We start from the raw sequence: 16,454 nt of genomic DNA, 5'->3' as shown, positions 1-16,454 counted from the left end.
GCCTACCCGCGTGGCTTGTTGCTTTATAGCGCGCCAGAAGGCGCTTGCAGGAGAGGCTCGACGATGAGTGCACTGGTTGGCGTGATCATGGGCTCCAAGTCCGATTGGTCCACCCTTAGCCACACCGCCGATATGCTGGAAAAACTCGGCATTCCCTACGAAGTGAAGGTGGTGTCCGCCCACCGCACCCCGGATCTGCTGTTCCAGTACGCCGAAGAGGCCGAGGGCCGGGGCATCGAGGTGATCATCGCGGGTGCTGGTGGCGCTGCCCACCTGCCGGGCATGTGCGCCGCCAAGACCCACCTGCCGGTGCTGGGCGTGCCGGTGCAGTCGTCGATGCTCTCGGGCGTCGACTCGCTGCTGTCGATCGTGCAGATGCCAGCCGGCGTACCGGTTGCCACCCTGGCCATCGGCCGTGCCGGTGCAGTGAATGCGGCGCTGTTGTCGGCCAGCATCCTGGGTGCCAAATACCCGCAATTCCACGCTGCGCTGAAGCAATTCCGCACGGAACAGACCGACACCGTGCTGGACAACCCAGACCCGCGCCAGGCTTGAGGCTCAACCCATGAAGATCGGTGTAATCGGTGGCGGCCAGCTGGGCCGCATGCTGGCCTTGGCGGGTACCCCGCTGGGCATGAATTTCGCTTTCCTCGACCCGGCGCCGGATGCTTGCGCTGCGCCTCTGGGCGAGCACCTGCGGGCCGATTACGGCGATCAGGAGCACCTGCGCCAGTTGGCTGACGAAGTTGACCTGGTGACCTTCGAGTTCGAGAGCGTCCCGGCCGAAACCGTGGCTTTCCTCTCGCAGTTCGTACCGGTCTACCCCAGTGCCGAAGCGCTGCGCATCGCCCGGGACCGCTTGTTCGAGAAAAGCATGTTCCGCGACCTGGGTATTCCTACCCCGGCTTTCGCCGACATCCTCTCGCAAGCCGACCTGGATGCCGCAGTCGCCAGCATCGGCCTGCCGGCCGTGTTGAAAACCCGTACCTTGGGTTACGACGGCAAGGGCCAGAAGGTGCTGCGCACGCCTGAAGACGTGGTTGATACCTTCGCCGAACTGGGCAGCGTGCCCTGCCTGCTGGAAGGCTTTGTACCCTTTACCGGCGAAGTCTCGCTGGTGGCCGTACGGGCCCGTGATGGCGAAACCCGTTTCTACCCGCTGGTGCACAACACCCACGAGAGCGGCATCCTGCGCCTGTCGGTGGCCAGCCAGGCACACCCGCTGCAGGCTTTGGCTGAAGACTATGTAGGCCGTGTACTGCAAAAGCTGGAGTACGTGGGCGTGATGGCGTTCGAGTTCTTCGAAGTCGACGGTGGCCTGAAGGCCAACGAAATCGCCCCGCGCGTGCACAACTCCGGGCACTGGACCATCGAAGGCGCCGAATGCAGCCAGTTCGAGAACCACCTGCGCGCGGTGGCCGGCCTGCCGCTGGGCTCCACCGCCAAGGTGGGCGAGAGTGCGATGCTCAACTTCATCGGTGAAGTGCCTGCCGTGGACAAGGTGATCGCCATCGATGGCTGCCACCTGCACCACTACGGCAAGGCTTTCAAGGCCGGCCGCAAGGTTGGCCACGCCACCCTGCGCTGCCACGACATGGATACCCTCGAGCGCAAAATTGCCGAGGTAGAGGCCCTGATCAGCAACTGATCGAACTTCTACCAGCGGCTTGCCCTCTGAAATGGCAACAAGTCGAAGCGCTGTCTAGGCTTTGGCTTGTTCCATTTTCACTGCAGAGGGATTGCCATGGGCATCATCGGAACCATCTTCATCGGCCTCATCGTCGGCCTACTGGCCCGCTTCATCAAACCAGGCGACGACAGCATGGGCTGGATCATGACCATCCTGCTGGGTATTGCCGGTTCGCTGTTGGCCACCTATGGCGGCCAGGCGCTGGGCATTTACCAGGCTGGGCAGGCGGCGGGCTTCTTCGGCGCGCTGGTCGGTGCCATTGTCCTTCTGGTGATCTACGGGTTCATCAAGAAACGCTGAATACCGGTTAGAATGCTCGGCAATTCCATCGAGTTGCCGAGCATTGTCATGCGTGCCTTTTTTCTCCTGCCCCTGCTGTTGGCCAGCACCCTGGCCCATGCCGAACTGCCTGAAACCGACTGGCTTGAACTGATGCCCAAGTCGGACCAGAAGGCGCTCGAGCAGATGCCCGAAATCGACCATAACTCGCCGGAAGCCATGGGTACCTTCACCGACAAGGGCGGCCTCAAGCAGAGCAAGGGTCTGCCGGCGGTGATGTATTCCACCAAGACCGTGCCAGCCATGAATGGCAAGGACATCCGCCTGGGCGGTTATCCGGTACCGCTGGAAAGCGATGCCAAGGGTAACAGCACGTTGTTCTTCCTGGTGCCGTACCCGGGCGCGTGCATCCACGTACCGCCTCCGCCGCCCAATCAGCTGGTGCTGGTGCGCTACCCGAAAGGCCTGAAGATCGATGACATCTACACCCCGCTGTGGGTCACCGGCAAATTGAAGGTGGAGAAGGTCAGCAATGATCTGGCCGATGCCGCCTATGCGCTGGATGCCGCAAAGGTGAGGGTGGTGGAAGACGCCGACCTCTGAGCCCTCGCCACACAAGGCCGCACCTGCAACGGCACGCGATCGCCAGTAGGAGCAACTGTCTTTCCCAAAATTTGAAAAGCCTGCGCGATTCATTGTGGGAGCGGTGAATGACAGCTTCTGCTCCTGCTCGTGCTCTAGGCACCTGCGGCATTCAGCTTGTCATTCACCGCTCTCACTGCAGATTCTAATCCCTTCTCAAGACACAAGCGGCCTTGTGTCGCGAAAGGACCGCGCAGCGGTCCCGGGTACTCAAAGCGCTTCGCTAGCCAGCACCACGCCCAGCGAATGACTGGCCCCAGGCTTCAACTCCACCAGGTCATCCCACACATTCGCCGTCTCGATGCACAGCATCCGTTGCCAACCCTCATCGGCCATGTCCGGCAGCTCCCTGGCCCGTTCGGTCCAGGGGTTCCAGATAACCGCCGAACGCGAGCCACTGCTGGTCAGGGTTATCCGCCGGTTCCAGTGCGGGTCGACAATGCTCAGCGTTTGCGGGGCGCCGAGGTAGATCCGGTCAGTCTCCCCGGTGAACGTGAGCGGCCCCTGCTGCTGGCGCTGTTGCCAGTCAGCCAAGGTTTCGATGTAACTCAGCCCATCCACCCCTTCGACCTGGGCCTGGCGCACGTCACTGACCGCAAAGTAGCTGTGCAGGGCTTGGCTGATGGTGACGGGTGCAGTGCCCACGTTGCGACTGGTGAGGTTCAGTTTCAGGTCCGCGCCAAGCGCTACCATCAGTTTCAGTTCGACTGAATGCGGCCAGTCGGGCAGTTGACCCTGCGCTTCTGGCAGCGCGAATTCGATCTGCAGTTGCTGGCCGACTTCCTCGATACCCAGCAATTGCCAGTCTCGGGCGCGCGCAAGGCCGTGGGCAGGCGCCTGCGCTCCGTTGTACATGGCCTGCACAGCCTGGGGGTTACGCTGCAGGTTGCCGAACCACGGCCAGCACACGGGTACCCCGGCGCGCACCGACTTGCCCTTGCCGAAGATGGCCTGGTCGCTCAGCCACAGCAGTGGCGGCTCGCCCACCCGCTGGTAGCTGAGGATCTGTGCGCCCTGTTGGGCGATCAGGAGTTCGGCGCGGTCGCTGCTGATACGCCAGCAGTTCAGTTCGCCATGTTGCTCGGTTACGACCTGGAAGGTTGCCATTGCACTTGTCTCATTGATTGCCAGTGGGCCTTGGACCCGGGCACCTGCAATGAGTTTACCGCCGGCAAGGCTCAGCGACGAGGGACCGAGCGCGTGCGGCCGCTGCCGTCGATGGCGACGAAGACGAATACCGCCTCGGTGACCTTGCGCCATTCGCTGGACAGCGGGTCGTCGCTCCACACTTCGACCATCATCTGGATCGAGCTACGGCCGATTTCCAGGGTCTGGGTATAGAACGACAGCTGCGCGCCCACGGCGACCGGCACGAGGAACGCCATGCGGTCGATGGCCACGGTGGCTACCCGGCCACCGGCGACACGGCTGGCCATGGCAGTGCCGGCCAGGTCCATCTGGGCGACCAGCCAGCCGCCGAAGATGTCGCCAAACCCATTGGTCTCGCGCGGGAGTGCAGTGATCTGCAAGGCCAGGTCGCCCTGCGGGATAGGATCTTCTTGTTCGAGCTCAATCATGCGATGGGGCCTCTGACCCGTGACGCTTTCGTTGGTGTGGCGCAAGGGCCGGGTAAACGATTCAGCTTGAAACATACTACGCCGATTTCGTTTCACTGGGCGGCCGTAGGGAAACTCTGCGAAACCGCCTGACAATAAAGACCGGCGTTTTCGCACAACATCCCACGTTAGGCGCAACCTTTTCCTACGAGTTGCCAGTATATAGAGCATAACGGCCAGCGACGACCGCACATTCGTGAATATCTGTAGGGTTTTTGTAGCGCTATCAGCACGCCTCGGCAATTTGCTATCTTCGCTGGTCTCCCAATCCAGAAGCCGCGCGCCCAGCGGCCTGCATGCCCTATAAAGAGAACAACCAGCGATGACTTCCGTGCCGAGCAGTATCGAGCAGCCCTCGCGGCCGCTGACCCGCAGTGACTACAAGACCCTCTCACTGTCCGCACTAGGCGGGGCGCTGGAGTTCTACGACTTCATCATCTTCGTGTTCTTCGCCACGGTGGTCGGCAAGCTGTTCTTCCCGGCCGACATGCCCGAGTGGCTGCGCCTGATGCAAACCTTTGGCATCTTCGCGGCCGGTTACCTGGCGCGGCCGCTGGGCGGCATCATCATGGCCCACTTTGGCGACCTGCTCGGGCGCAAGAAGATGTTCACCCTGAGCATTTTCATGATGGCCCTGCCGACGCTGATCATGGGTCTGCTGCCAACGTATGCCCAGATCGGCATGTGGGCACCGATCCTGCTGCTGCTGATGCGGGTTATCCAGGGCGCTGCGATCGGAGGGGAAGTGCCGGGCGCCTGGGTGTTCGTTTCCGAGCACGTACCGGCGCGTAACACCGGTTACGCCTGCGGCACCCTCACGGCCGGCCTGACTTCGGGCATTCTGCTGGGGTCGCTGGTCGCCACGCTGATCAACACGGTCTACAGCCCTGCAGAAGTCGCGGATTACGCCTGGCGCATCCCCTTCCTGCTGGGTGGTGTGTTCGGCCTGTTCTCGGTCTACCTGCGCCGCTGGCTGCACGAAACGCCGGTATTCGCCGAGATGCAGCAGCGCAAGGCCCTGGCAGAAGAGCTCCCGCTGCGTGCAGTGCTGCGCGACCATCGTGGCGCGATCATCTTGTCGATGCTGCTGACCTGGATGCTGTCGGCGGCCATCGTCGTGCTCATCCTGATGACCCCGGCGCTGTTGCAGAGCATCTACCACATCAGCCCCACCGACTCGCTCAAGGCCAACAGCCTGGCCATCGTGCTGCTCAGCTTCGGCTGCATCAGCGCTGGCAGCCTGGCGGACCGATTTGGCGCGGGCCGAGTGTTCGTGATTGGTAGCCTGTTGCTGCTGATAACCTCCTGGAGCTTCTACCATAGCTTGCCAACCCGGCCCGAGTTGCTGTTCCCGCTGTACGCGGTAACCGGCCTGTGCGTGGGGGTGATCGGCGCGGTGCCTTATGTGATGGTCAAGGCGTTCCCGGCGGTGGTGCGCTTCAGTGGGTTGTCGTTCTCGTACAACGTGGCCTACGCGATCTTTGGCGGGCTGACGCCGATGGTGGTAACGGCGCTGCTCAAGATCAGCCCCATGGCGCCGGCCTACTATGTGGCGGGGTTGTGTGCCGTCGGGCTGGGCGTAGGGGTTTATCTGCTCGCCAACAAACGCTGAGCTGCGCTGGCGGTTGGCGCGGCCCTACAAATGATGGCCTTTAATCCATTTGTCACAATTAGGTCATATCGTGTTCATGCGGCCTGCCGATACTGGGGCCCGTTCCATCCAGCACCCCAATATTCCTGCTAGGAGCAAGGCATGAAACTGAAGCGTTTGATGGCGGCCCTCACGTTCGCCGCCGCTGGCGTTGCAACCGCCAACGCGGTGGCCGCTGTCGATCCTGCGATCCCGACGTACACCAAGACCACCGGTGTTTCGGGCAACCTCTCCAGCGTTGGTTCCGACACCCTGGCCAACCTGATGACGCTGTGGGCCGAGGCCTACAAGAAGGAATATCCGAACGTAAACATCCAGATCCAGGCGGCGGGTTCCTCCACTGCGCCACCTGCGCTGACCGAAGGCACTGCCAACCTCGGCCCGATGAGCCGCAAGATGAAGGACGTCGAGCTGCAAGCCTTCGAGCAGAAGTACGGCTACAAACCGACCGCCATCCCGGTTGCCGTCGACGCCCTGGCCGTGTTCGTGCACAAGGACAACCCGATCAAGGGCCTGACCATGGCGCAGGTCGATGCCATCTTCTCCTCGACCCGCTTGTGTGGGGGCAAGGCCGAGGTCAAGACCTGGGGTGATGTAGGTGTGACCGGCGACCTGGCCAACAAGCCGATCCAGCTGTTCGGCCGCAACTCGGTTTCCGGCACCTATGGCTACTTCAAAGAAGAGGCCCTGTGCAAAGGCGACTTCAAGCCTAATGTCAACGAACAACCCGGTTCGGCTTCGGTCGTGCAGTCGATCAGCTCTTCGCTCAACGGCATCGGTTACTCGGGCATCGGCTACAAGACAGCCAGCGTCAAGACCGTAGCCCTGGCCAAGAAAGAAGGCAGCGCGTTCGTTGAAGACAACGAAGCCAACGCCCTGAACGGCACCTACCCACTGTCGCGCTTCCTGTACGTGTACGTGAACAAGGCGCCGAACAAGCCACTGGCGCCGCTGGAAGCCGAGTTCGTCAAGCTGGTGCTGTCGCAGGCTGGGCAGCAGGTGGTGGTCAAGGACGGCTACATCCCGCTGCCGGCCAAGGTCGTCGACAAGACCCTGGCAGATTTGGGCCTGTCGCATGCCGGTAGCGTTGCCAAGCAGTAAGTAATTGCAGGGGAGGCCGGTACCACTGCCCGGCCTCTTCCACGAATTCCCGGCCCGAAGCCAGGTAACCTGTGCGGCGGGCTTTCGCGCGTCACCATTTTGTAATGTTTTTGTCACACGGGACCGCTAGGGTGTGCGCATGAATGATCTGGCCAACTCCAACATGACCCAAAAACCCCAGCCCGTGCGCATTGATTTCAATACGCCCGAGTTGCAACGCAAGCGCCGCTTGCGCGCGCTCAAGGACCGCCTGACCCGCTGGTATGTGCTGGTGGGCGGCCTTGCCGTTTTGGCCGCCATTACGTTGATCTTCTTCTACCTGGCTTATGTAGTGCTGCCGCTGTTCCAGGGCGCCGAGCTGACGCGCAAGCAGGCCCTGCAGCCAAACTGGCTGCAGCAGGATGCCGGCAAGCCGCTGATGATCGCGCTGGAAGAGCAGAACCTGGTGGGCATGCGGGTTTCGGACGAAGGCCAGGCGTTGTTCTTCGATGCCAAGACCGGCCAAGCGCTCAAGCGCATCGACCTGCCGGTACCAGCCGGTACCCAGGTCACCTCGATCGGGGCCGACCAGCCGGGCAGCCCGCTGGTGGTGCTGGGCCTGTCCAACGGTCAGGCGCTGGTGTTCCACCACGCCTACAAGATCACCTACCCGGACAACCAGAAGGCGATTACCGCCAGCATCGACTACCCCTACGGCGAGCAGCCATTCGTGCTCGACGAGCAGGGCCGTGCGTTGGAGCACGTGAGCGTCAATGCCAACGGTGACACCCTGGTGCTGGCCGGCTCCACCGGTGCGCAACTGCAGGTGCTGGAGTTGACCCGTAGCGAGAACATGCTGACCGAAGAAGTCACCACGGAGCAGAACCGCATCGTCCTGCCGCAGATGACGGAGGTGGTGAAGAACATTTTCATCGATCCGCGCCAGCACTGGCTGTACGTGATCAACGGCAGGGCCACGGCCGACGTGTTCAGCCTGCGCGACAAGAGCCTCAACGGCCGCTATAAACTGGCCGACAATGCCGACACCGAAGTGACCGCCTCGGGGCAGTTGGTGGGCGGCATTTCGCTGATCGTCGGTGACTCCAGGGGTGGCCTGGCCCAGTGGTTCATGGCCCGCGACCCGGATGGCGAATCGCGCCTCAAGCAGATCCGTACCTTCCAGCTGGGCAAGGCACCGATCGTGCAGATCGACGCCGAAGAGCGCCGCAAGGGCTTCATCGCGCTGGACGCGAACGGCCAGCTTGGAGTGTTCCACAGTACGGCGCACCGTACGCTGCTGGTCGAACCCGTCGCCGAAGGCCCGGGCATCCTGGCCCTGTCGCCGCGTGCCAACCGTATCATCATCGAACAAGGCGGCAAGCTGCTGCCGCTGAGCCTGCGCAACCCGCACCCGGAAATTTCCTTCAGCGCGTTGTGGGGCAAGGTCTGGTACGAGAACTACGACGAGCCTAAGTACGTCTGGCAGTCGACCGCTTCCAACACCGACTTCGAGCCCAAGCTCAGCCTGTCGCCGCTGACCTTCGGTACCCTCAAGGCCGCGTTCTACGCCATGATCCTGGCAGCCCCGCTGGCGGTCGCCGCCGCCATCTATACCGCTTACTTCATGGCCCCGGGCATGCGGCGCAAGGTCAAGCCGGTGATCGAACTGATGGAGGCGATGCCGACGGTGATCCTCGGTTTCTTCGCCGGCCTGTTCCTTGCCCCCTACCTGGAAGGTCACCTGCCGGGGGTCTTCAGCCTGTTCCTGCTGATGCCGTTCGGCATTCTGCTGGTGGGCTTCGCCTGGACCCGCCTGCCAGAGGCGATACGCCTGCGTGTACCTGACGGCTGGGAAGCGGCGATACTGATCCCGGTAATCCTGCTGATCGGCTGGTTCGCCCTGGCCATGAGCCCGCACCTGGAAAACTGGTTCTTTGCTGGCGACATGCGCCTGTGGATCACCAACGATCTGGGCATCACCTATGACCAGCGCAATGCCCTGGTGGTCGGCATCGCCATGGGCTTCGCGGTCATCCCCAACATCTACTCCATCGCCGAAGACGCCGTGTTCAGCGTGCCGCGCAGCCTCACCCTGGGCTCGCTGGCCCTGGGCGCCACCCCCTGGCAGACCCTGACCCGCGTGGTCATCCTGACTGCCAGCCCGGGCATCTTCTCGGCGCTGATGATCGGCATGGGCCGCGCAGTGGGCGAGACCATGATCGTGCTGATGGCCACCGGCAATACGCCGGTGATGGAAATGAACCTGTTCGAGGGCATGCGCACCCTGGCCGCCAACGTGGCCGTGGAAATGCCCGAATCGGAAGTCGGCGGCAGCCACTACCGCGTGCTGTTCCTGGCCGCGCTGGTACTGCTGATGTTCACCTTCGTCATGAACACCTTGGCCGAGCTGATTCGCCAGCGTCTGCGCAAGAAATACTCGTCGCTTTGATAGAAAGGTAGCGATCCGTGAAAAAGGATTCCCTCAAAGGCTGGTTCAAGAGCGGCGCCCCCGGTGTGTGGATGAGCGGCGGCGCAGTGGCCATGGCGGTGATCATGACCGTTGGCCTGCTGGCGGTCATCGCCGTGCGCGGCCTGGGCCACTTCTGGCCGGCCGACCTGGTACAGGCCACCTACCAGGTGCCGGGCCAGGCTGGCCAAGTGGTGATTGGCGAAGTGGTGCAGCAGGAGGACGTGCCGCGTGCCCGCCTCAAAGGTGCCGGCCTGCCGGTACCGGACCAGGGCCCGGAGTTCATGAGCCGTGAACTGATCAAGGTCGGTAACCGCGACCTCTATGGCAGCGATTTCACCTGGGTGGTCGGCGATTGGCTGGTCGACGAGCAGCGCCCGGCCGACCTGATGGCCCTGGAGCGCCGCGAGTGGGGCAACTTCTATGGCTACCTGGTCAGCGTCAAGGAACAGGGCCGGGTGGTTGCCGAAGGCCCGGCTGCCTGGAGCGAGTTGCAAGCGCGGCTCAAGCGTGCCAGCCAGCTCAACGGTGAATTGCAGCAACTGGAGAAGAAAGACATCGGGGCCATCAACCATGGCCTGGAGCGCCTGCGGCTGCATGCCCGCAAGCTGGAGCTGGACGGCAAGCTGGACGCTACCGCCCAGGCGGACATGGACGCCGAGCGCGCCGAACTGAACAGCCGCTACCAGGCTATCGAAGCGCGCCTCGGCGGCCTGCACCAGGCTCTCGCGCGTGACAGCCTGGTGGCCCGCGATGGCAACGGCCGTGAAGTGGAAATCAGCCTGAACAAGGTGGTGCACGCCCTCCAGCCAAACGGCATGTCTGCTTTTACCAAGCTTCGCACCTACTTTGCCAAGGTATGGGAATTCCTGAGCGACGACCCGCGTGAAGCCAACACCGAGGGCGGCATCTTCCCGGCCATCTTCGGTACCGTGATGATGACCCTGATCATGGCCGTGATCGTCACCCCGTTCGGCGTGCTTGCGGCAGTCTACTTGCGTGAATACGCAAGGCAGGGGCCGGTAACCCGGCTGATCCGCATTGCCGTGAACAACCTGGCGGGGGTGCCGGCGATCGTCTACGGCGTATTTGGTTTGGGTTTCTTCGTGTATGTGCTGGGTGGCTCGATCGACCGCCTGTTCTTCCCCGAAGCGCTGCCCGCGCCAACCCTGGGTACACCAGGCTTGCTGTGGGCGTCGCTGACCCTGGCGCTGCTGGCAGTGCCTGTGGTGATCGTGGCCACCGAAGAAGGCCTGGCGCGCATTCCGCGTACGGTGCGTGAAGGCTCGCTGGCGCTGGGTGCGACCAAGGCCGAAACGCTGTGGCGGATTGTGTTGCCCATGGCCAGCCCGGCGATGATGACCGGCATGATCCTCGCCGTGGCCCGCGCTGCGGGCGAGGTGGCGCCGCTGATGCTGGTGGGTGTGGTGAAGCTGGCGCCGTCGTTGCCGGTTGACGGTAACTACCCGTACCTGCACCTGGACCAGAAGATCATGCACCTGGGCTTCCACATCTATGACGTCGGCTTCCAGAGCCCCAACGTAGAAGCCGCGCGGCCGCTGGTCTACGCCACGGCGCTGTTGCTGGTGCTGGTGATCGCGGCCCTGAACCTGTCGGCGGTATGGATCCGCAACCACCTGCGCGAAAAGTACAAGGCGCTGGACAGCTGATTGAAGCTTTAAGCCACAAGCGGCAAGCTCCAAGCAGATTGCCGCTTTGCCCAAACTTGCAGCTTGCAGCTCGAAGCTTGCAGCTACAAACGGAGTCAACCATGCAGAACGAATCCCACACCCACGGCATCGACATGTCTGCCCTGGGCCGCAGCAAGCAGGGCCTGCGCCTGGCCGAAGAAACCGTGGCCATCGAGGTACCGGGGCTAAGCCTGTTCTACGGCGACAAGCAGGCCTTGTTCGATGTCAGCATGAACATCCCCAAGCAGCGCGTGACCGCGTTCATCGGCCCCTCCGGCTGCGGCAAGTCGACCTTGTTGCGCACGTTCAACCGCATGAACGACCTGGTTGACGGTTGCCGCGTACAGGGTGCCGTGAACTTGTATGGCAACAACATCTACCGCAAGGGCGAAGATGTCGCGGAGCTGCGCCGCCGTGTGGGCATGGTGTTCCAGAAGCCCAACCCCTTTCCCAAGACCATTTACGAAAACGTGGTCTATGGCCTGCGCATTCAGGGCATCAACAAAAAGCGCGTGCTCGACGAGGCCGTCGAGTGGGCGTTGAAGGCCGCGGCGCTGTGGGACGAGGTCAAGGACCGCCTGCACGAGTCGGCCCTGGGCCTGTCTGGTGGTCAGCAACAACGCCTGGTCATCGCCCGCACCATCGCCGTGGAGCCTGAGGTGCTGCTGCTGGATGAGCCGTGCTCGGCGCTGGACCCGATCTCGACCCTCAAGGTCGAGGAACTGATCTACGAACTCAAAGCCAAGTACACCATCGTCATCGTGACCCACAACATGCAGCAGGCTGCCCGTGTTTCGGACTACACCGCGTTCATGTACATGGGCAAGCTGGTCGAGTTTGGCGACACCGATACCCTGTTCACCAACCCGGCGAAGAAGCAGACCGAAGACTACATCACTGGTCGCTACGGCTAAGAGCGCCTTTGGCGCAGCTGCAAGCTTCGAGCTGCAAGCTGCAAGATGAAGCGGTTAGCGCGGAGCCAGGGAACGACACGAACCACTTGAAGCTTGCAGCTAGCGGCTAGCAACTTCGCGGAGCGACAGCATGATCAACAAAGAAAGCCTTACCCACCACATTTCCCAGCAGTTCAACGCCGAGCTGGAAGAGGTGCGCAGCCACCTGCTGGCCATGGGCGGGCTGGTTGAAAAACAGGTCAACGACGCGGTCACCGCGCTGATCGAAGCCGATTCGGGCCTGGCCCAGCAAGTGCGCGAGGTTGACGAGCAGATCAACCAGATGGAGCGCAATATCGACGAGGAATGCCTGCGTATCCTCGCCCGTCGGCAGCCGGCGGCCTCCGACTTGCGCCTGATCATCAGTATCTCCAAGTCGGTGATCGACCTGGAGCGCATTGGTGACGAATCGACCAAGATCGCCCGCCGGGCCATCCAGCTGTGTGAAGAAGGCGAGTCGCCACGGGGCTATGTGGAAGTGCGCCACATCGGTGACCAGGTGCGCAACATGGTCCGCGATGCGCTGGACGCCTTTGCCCGCTTCGACGCCGACCTGGCACTGTCCGTGGCTCAGTACGACAAGACCATCGACCGGGAGTACAAGACCGCCCTGCGTGAACTGGTGACCTACATGATGGAAGACCCGCGCTCGATTTCGCGGGTACTGAGCGTGATCTGGGTGCTGCGCTCGCTGGAACGTATCGGCGACCATGCACGCAATATCTCCGAGTTGGTGATCTACCTGGTCCGCGGTACCGATGTGCGTCACATGGGCCTCAAGCGAATGACTGCAGAAGTGCAGGGCACCGCGCCCGCCGATGGCGAAAAGGCTAATGTTCCTGGTGAATCTGACGATAAGTAAGGTTGCCCCCGAGCAGCGACGCCCGGCCTTGGCCGGGCGTTTTCGTTTACGGCCGAGAGCCGGCAGGCACCCGCGAACGATCGGATGAACGCCCGGCGTTACCAGGTGGTAGCAAGTAGCCAGTATTTGGCAGTAGGCTAGTCGGGTTCAGAAGGAGTTTCGATGAGTAAAGTGAATGTGCTGGTCGTGGATGACGCCCCGTTTATCCGCGACCTGGTCCGCAAGTGCCTGCGCAGTGCCTTCCCGGGCATGACGATCGACGATGCCGTCAATGGTCGCAAGGCCATGGCCATGCTGGGCAAGGAGGCGTTCGACCTGGTGCTGTGCGACTGGGAAATGCCCGAGATGTCGGGCCTGGAACTGCTCACCTGGTGCCGCCAGCAGCCTGCGTTGAAGCACCTACAGTTCATCATGGTGACCAGCCGTGGCGACAAGGAAAACGTCATCCAGGCGATCCAGGCCGGTGTTTCCGATTTTGTCGGCAAGCCATTCACCAACGAGCAGTTGCTGACCAAGGTGAAAAAGGCCCTGACCAAGATCGGCAAGCTCGACAGCCTGACGGCCATCGCCCCGGCGCGCGCCAACCCGGCGTTCGCCAACGATTCCTTGAGTGCGCTGACCGCCGGCAAGCCGGAGGCGGTAAAGGTTGCAGCGCCGGCACTGGCACCGGCTGCTGCCAGGCCAGCGGCCAAGGCGCCCACGCCGGCCGCGGCCACCCCGACCGGTCGGGGGCAAGGGCAACTGCGCCTGGCCGGTGGCATGCAGCCGTGCGTGATCAAGGCGTTAAGCCTGAAAGAGGCTCTGCTGGTGGTACGCCGCGGCGATGTGCTGCCACAGGTGCTGGAAGGTGCAGTGTTGGACCTGGAGCAAGGCGAAAGTGCCGAAGTCGCCCGCCTGAACGGCTATCTGCACGCCGTCGCGGCGCTGGAGCCCAAGCCGGACAGCGACTGGCTGCAACTGACCTTCAAGTTCGTCGACCAGGATGCGCAGAAGCTCGATTACCTGTCGCGGCTGATTGCCCGTGGCACCGCGCAGAAGCATTTCACCCCAGGGGCCTGAGCCATCCGACCAACTGCAACACTTGCCGTTAAACCTGCTGCTAGTCTTCGACAGACCTCAACTGTCAAAAAGCCACTATCATGCCCGGGCGCCTGCTGCTGTTCTGTGCACTTTTCATGGCCTCGGCGTCGAGCCTGGGTGTGACCCTTTACAAGAGCACCGACGAGTCCGGTGTCATTTCCTATTCCGACCGCCCCGGCCCTGGCGCCAGGCCGTTGAATTTGCTTGAGCCCATGGTCGAAACGCTCGAAGGCCAAGTGTTCCTGAACGCGAAAGTGTTCAACGGCGGTGTGAGCTTTTCGGCACGCAACCAACTGCATGTTCCGGTCGAGGTCGAGCTGCGCCTGGACAACCTGGTGAACGCCCAGGGCGGTGATGCCCCGCGTATCGTGCGCCGGCTGCTGCCACCGGGCACCACGCAAATGCTCAGCGTGCTGAGGGGGCGGCCCGGTTTGTTGCTGAATTACCGCTCGACCCTGCTGCAGGCCATGGGTGACCCGGGCAAGCGGCCGCAGGGCTTCCGCTACGGGTTCGCGTGGCTTGGCGGGCCATTCCGCGTGACCCAGGGCCCCAATGGCCGTGTCAGCCATTTCGGGCCTAAGGGGCGCTATGCCATGGATATCGCCATGCCCGAAGGCACCACCATTATCGCGGCGCGCGAAGGGGTGGTGGTGAAAACGCAGAATGGCCAGAGCGGGCGCGAGCCCAACCCGTCGGGCAACTTTGTCAGGGTGCTGCACTCGGACGGCACCATGGGCGTGTACCTGCACCTGATGCGCGACTCGGTGGTGGTGAAGGAGGGGCAGCGGGTGCGCCAGGGGCAGATGCTGGCCAAGTCGGGCAATACCGGCAACAGCACCGGGCCACACCTGCATTTCGTGGTACAGCGCAACGTAGGCTTGGCGCTGGAGTCGATCCCTTACCGGTTCGACAGGCCGCTCAGCGGCTTGCCGGACTTTACTGCGGGTAACCCTTGAGAGCGTCGGGCCTGCTTGGCAGGCCATCGCTACACAAGGCCGCGCCTACAGGTATACGCAAATCCAGAGGGGCTGCGCGGCAGCCCCATGGCCATCAATCCAGCTTGAGCACTTTGGCCAGCACGATCTTCGGCCCTTTCATCTTCTTGATGATGATCCGCAGCCCTTCGACTTCCAGCACCTCTTCTTCTTCAGGCACGCGCTTTAGCGTCTCGTAGACCAGGCCAGCCAGGGTTTCCGCCTCGATGTGGTCAAGGTCGACCCCAAGCAGGCGCTCCACCTTGAACAGCGGCGTGTCGCCACGGACCAGCAACTTGCCCGGCTGGTAGGCGAGGATGCCGCGTTCGGTCTTGCGGTGCTCGTCCTGGATATCGCCGACCAGCACTTCCAGCACGTCTTCCATGGTCAGGTAGCCGATCACCTTGCCATCGGCTTCTTCGACCAGCACAAAGTGCGCACCACCCTTGCGGAACTGCTCCAGCAACTGGGCCAGTGGCATGTGGCGCGATACGCGCTCAAGCGGCCGGGCGAGGTCGTCCAGGTCGATGGCTTCGGGCAAGTGCTCCAGCTCCGCCAGCTCCAGCAGCAGGTCCTTGATGTGCAGCAGGCCGGTGAATTCCTCGCGCTCGGCGTCGTACACCGGGTAGCGGCTGAACTTGTGGCGGCGCACCAGGGCCAGGATCTGCTTCAGCGGCGCATGGGCGTCGATGGTGACCATGTCTTCGCGCGAGTTGGCCCAGTCGACCACTTCCAGCTCGCCCATTTCCACGGCCGAAGCCAGCACGCGCATGCCCTGGTCGCTTGGGTCCTGGCCACGGCTGGAGTGCAGGATCAGCTTCAGTTCTTCACGGCTGTAATGGTGCTCGTGGTGCGGCCCCGGCTCGCCCTGGCCGGCGATGCGCAGGATGGTGTTGGCACTGGCGTTGAGCAGGTAGATGGCCGGGTACATGGCCCAGTAGAACAGGTACAGCGGTACGGCAGTCCACAGCGACAGCAGCTCCGGTTTGCGGATGGCCCAGGATTTGGGCGCCAGCTCACCGACAACGATGTGCAGGTACGAAATGACGAAGAAGGCGACGAAGAACGACACGCCTTTGATCAGTTCGGGTGAATCGACGCCGAAATACGCCAGCAGTGGTTCCAGCAGGTGGGCAAACGCCGGCTCACCGACCCAGCCCAGGCCCAGCGAGGCCAGAGTGATACCCAGTTGGCAGGCTGACAGGTAAGCGTCCAGCTGGTTGTGCACTTTACGCAGGATGTTGCCGCGCCAGCCATGCTCTTCGGCAATGGCCTCCACGCGGGTGGCGCGCAGCTTGACCATGGCGAACTCTGCAGCAACGAAGAAGCCGTTGAGCAGCACCAGCAGGAAGGCAAAGATGATCATGCCGAAATCGGCGAATAACGAACTGAGGCTGATACCAGGGGAAGGGTCCATGATGGAGTTTTTACGGGGTCCGTCTTAGAAATGGAGAGAAAAAAAGTGCCAG

At 62.5% G+C, this 16,454-nt stretch carries 15 protein-coding genes; 12 read left to right on the top strand and 3 right to left on the bottom strand.

Going from position 1 to position 16,454, the window contains the following annotated elements:
• Window positions 1–63: 63 nt before the first annotated feature.
• The 4 genes from purE (at window position 64) to G1E_RS09105 (ending at window position 2,572) form a co-directional block, all read left to right on the top strand.
• Window positions 64–555, top strand: a complete 492-nt coding sequence (gene purE, locus G1E_RS09120; protein ID WP_009684500.1) for a 5-(carboxyamino)imidazole ribonucleotide mutase — start codon at window positions 64–66, stop codon at window positions 553–555.
• A gap of 10 nt (window positions 556–565) precedes the next feature.
• Window positions 566–1,648, top strand: a complete 1,083-nt coding sequence (locus G1E_RS09115; RefSeq protein WP_009684501.1) for a 5-(carboxyamino)imidazole ribonucleotide synthase — start codon at window positions 566–568, stop codon at window positions 1,646–1,648.
• A 96-nt stretch (window positions 1,649–1,744) separates the two neighbouring features.
• A complete protein-coding gene (locus G1E_RS09110; RefSeq protein WP_009684502.1) occupies window positions 1,745–1,990 on the top strand; it encodes a GlsB/YeaQ/YmgE family stress response membrane protein in 246 nt (81 codons plus the stop codon).
• 48 nt (window positions 1,991–2,038) lie between these two features.
• Window positions 2,039–2,572 (top strand): DUF3299 domain-containing protein, encoded by a 534-nt coding sequence (locus tag G1E_RS09105; RefSeq protein WP_033690729.1) that lies wholly within the window; start codon window positions 2,039–2,041, stop codon window positions 2,570–2,572.
• Window positions 2,573–2,821: 249 nt separating this feature from the next.
• On the opposite strand, the gene G1E_RS09100 is transcribed toward G1E_RS09105, so the two are convergent.
• Together G1E_RS09100 and G1E_RS09095 are read right to left on the bottom strand one after the other, a co-directional pair.
• Entirely contained in the window at window positions 2,822–3,718 is an 897-nt protein-coding gene (locus G1E_RS09100) for a D-hexose-6-phosphate mutarotase (protein WP_009684504.1), read from the bottom strand.
• A gap of 71 nt (window positions 3,719–3,789) precedes the next feature.
• Window positions 3,790–4,188, bottom strand: a complete 399-nt coding sequence (locus G1E_RS09095) for an acyl-CoA thioesterase (protein ID WP_003253317.1) — start codon at window positions 4,186–4,188, stop codon at window positions 3,790–3,792.
• Window positions 4,189–4,549: 361 nt separating this feature from the next.
• Here G1E_RS09095 and G1E_RS09090 point away from each other — a divergent pair, with 361 nt between their 5' ends.
• The 8 genes from G1E_RS09090 (at window position 4,550) to G1E_RS09055 (ending at window position 14,967) form a co-directional block, all read left to right on the top strand.
• A complete protein-coding gene (locus G1E_RS09090) occupies window positions 4,550–5,839 on the top strand; it encodes an MFS transporter (RefSeq protein ID WP_009684505.1) in 1,290 nt (429 codons plus the stop codon).
• A 141-nt stretch (window positions 5,840–5,980) separates the two neighbouring features.
• A complete protein-coding gene (locus G1E_RS09085; RefSeq protein ID WP_009684506.1) occupies window positions 5,981–6,979 on the top strand; it encodes a phosphate ABC transporter substrate-binding protein PstS in 999 nt (332 codons plus the stop codon).
• 139 nt (window positions 6,980–7,118) lie between these two features.
• Window positions 7,119–9,407: an ABC transporter permease subunit gene (locus G1E_RS09080; RefSeq protein ID WP_009684507.1), complete on the top strand. Its 2,289-nt coding sequence runs from the start codon at window positions 7,119–7,121 to the stop codon at window positions 9,405–9,407.
• A 71-nt stretch (window positions 9,408–9,478) separates the two neighbouring features.
• Window positions 9,479–11,095, top strand: a complete 1,617-nt coding sequence (gene pstA / locus G1E_RS09075; protein ID WP_154211365.1) for a phosphate ABC transporter permease PstA — start codon at window positions 9,479–9,481, stop codon at window positions 11,093–11,095.
• Window positions 11,096–11,196: 101 nt separating this feature from the next.
• Window positions 11,197–12,030 (top strand): phosphate ABC transporter ATP-binding protein PstB, encoded by an 834-nt coding sequence (gene pstB, locus G1E_RS09070; RefSeq protein WP_009684509.1) that lies wholly within the window; start codon window positions 11,197–11,199, stop codon window positions 12,028–12,030.
• A gap of 130 nt (window positions 12,031–12,160) precedes the next feature.
• Window positions 12,161–12,931 carry a phosphate signaling complex protein PhoU gene (phoU, locus tag G1E_RS09065; RefSeq protein WP_009684510.1) on the top strand — a complete coding sequence of 257 codons (771 nt, stop codon included), beginning with the start codon at window positions 12,161–12,163 and terminating at the stop codon, window positions 12,929–12,931.
• 162 nt (window positions 12,932–13,093) lie between these two features.
• The gene (locus tag G1E_RS09060; protein ID WP_009684511.1) at window positions 13,094–13,990 is read left to right on the top strand and encodes a response regulator; all 897 of its coding nucleotides are present in this window, start codon (window positions 13,094–13,096) and stop codon (window positions 13,988–13,990) included.
• 80 nt (window positions 13,991–14,070) lie between these two features.
• Complete coding sequence (locus G1E_RS09055; protein ID WP_009684512.1) at window positions 14,071–14,967, top strand: peptidoglycan DD-metalloendopeptidase family protein; 897 nt, start codon at window positions 14,071–14,073, stop codon at window positions 14,965–14,967.
• 94 nt (window positions 14,968–15,061) lie between these two features.
• On the opposite strand, the gene G1E_RS09050 is transcribed toward G1E_RS09055, so the two are convergent.
• Complete coding sequence (locus G1E_RS09050) at window positions 15,062–16,402, bottom strand: hemolysin family protein (RefSeq protein ID WP_009684513.1); 1,341 nt, start codon at window positions 16,400–16,402, stop codon at window positions 15,062–15,064.
• Window positions 16,403–16,454 lie beyond the last annotated feature (52 nt).

The sequence above is a fragment of the Pseudomonas sp. TJI-51 genome, assembly GCF_000190455.2.
Taxonomy (GTDB): domain Bacteria; phylum Pseudomonadota; class Gammaproteobacteria; order Pseudomonadales; family Pseudomonadaceae; genus Aquipseudomonas; species Aquipseudomonas juntendi.
The sequence above is the reverse complement of the archived record's forward strand: the minus strand, read 5'-3'. Positions and strand labels throughout refer to the sequence as shown.

Excerpts from the sequence above, each read along its gene's own strand:
- purE (WP_009684500.1), top strand. The coding sequence starts at position 64 with ATGAGTGCACTGGTTGGCGTGATCATGGGCTCCAAGTCCGATTGGTCC.
- G1E_RS09115 (WP_009684501.1), top strand. The coding sequence starts at position 566 with ATGAAGATCGGTGTAATCGGTGGCGGCCAGCTGGGCCGCATGCTGGCC.
- G1E_RS09110 (WP_009684502.1), top strand. The coding sequence starts at position 1,745 with ATGGGCATCATCGGAACCATCTTCATCGGCCTCATCGTCGGCCTACTG.
- G1E_RS09105 (WP_033690729.1), top strand. The coding sequence starts at position 2,039 with ATGCGTGCCTTTTTTCTCCTGCCCCTGCTGTTGGCCAGCACCCTGGCC.
- G1E_RS09100 (WP_009684504.1), bottom strand. The coding sequence starts at position 3,718 with ATGGCAACCTTCCAGGTCGTAACCGAGCAACATGGCGAACTGAACTGC.
- G1E_RS09095 (WP_003253317.1), bottom strand. The coding sequence starts at position 4,188 with ATGATTGAGCTCGAACAAGAAGATCCTATCCCGCAGGGCGACCTGGCC.
- G1E_RS09090 (WP_009684505.1), top strand. The coding sequence starts at position 4,550 with ATGACTTCCGTGCCGAGCAGTATCGAGCAGCCCTCGCGGCCGCTGACC.
- G1E_RS09085 (WP_009684506.1), top strand. The coding sequence starts at position 5,981 with ATGAAACTGAAGCGTTTGATGGCGGCCCTCACGTTCGCCGCCGCTGGC.
- G1E_RS09080 (WP_009684507.1), top strand. The coding sequence starts at position 7,119 with ATGAATGATCTGGCCAACTCCAACATGACCCAAAAACCCCAGCCCGTG.
- pstA (WP_154211365.1), top strand. The coding sequence starts at position 9,479 with ATGAGCGGCGGCGCAGTGGCCATGGCGGTGATCATGACCGTTGGCCTG.
- pstB (WP_009684509.1), top strand. The coding sequence starts at position 11,197 with ATGCAGAACGAATCCCACACCCACGGCATCGACATGTCTGCCCTGGGC.
- phoU (WP_009684510.1), top strand. The coding sequence starts at position 12,161 with ATGATCAACAAAGAAAGCCTTACCCACCACATTTCCCAGCAGTTCAAC.
- G1E_RS09060 (WP_009684511.1), top strand. The coding sequence starts at position 13,094 with ATGAGTAAAGTGAATGTGCTGGTCGTGGATGACGCCCCGTTTATCCGC.
- G1E_RS09055 (WP_009684512.1), top strand. The coding sequence starts at position 14,071 with ATGCCCGGGCGCCTGCTGCTGTTCTGTGCACTTTTCATGGCCTCGGCG.
- G1E_RS09050 (WP_009684513.1), bottom strand. The coding sequence starts at position 16,402 with ATGGACCCTTCCCCTGGTATCAGCCTCAGTTCGTTATTCGCCGATTTC.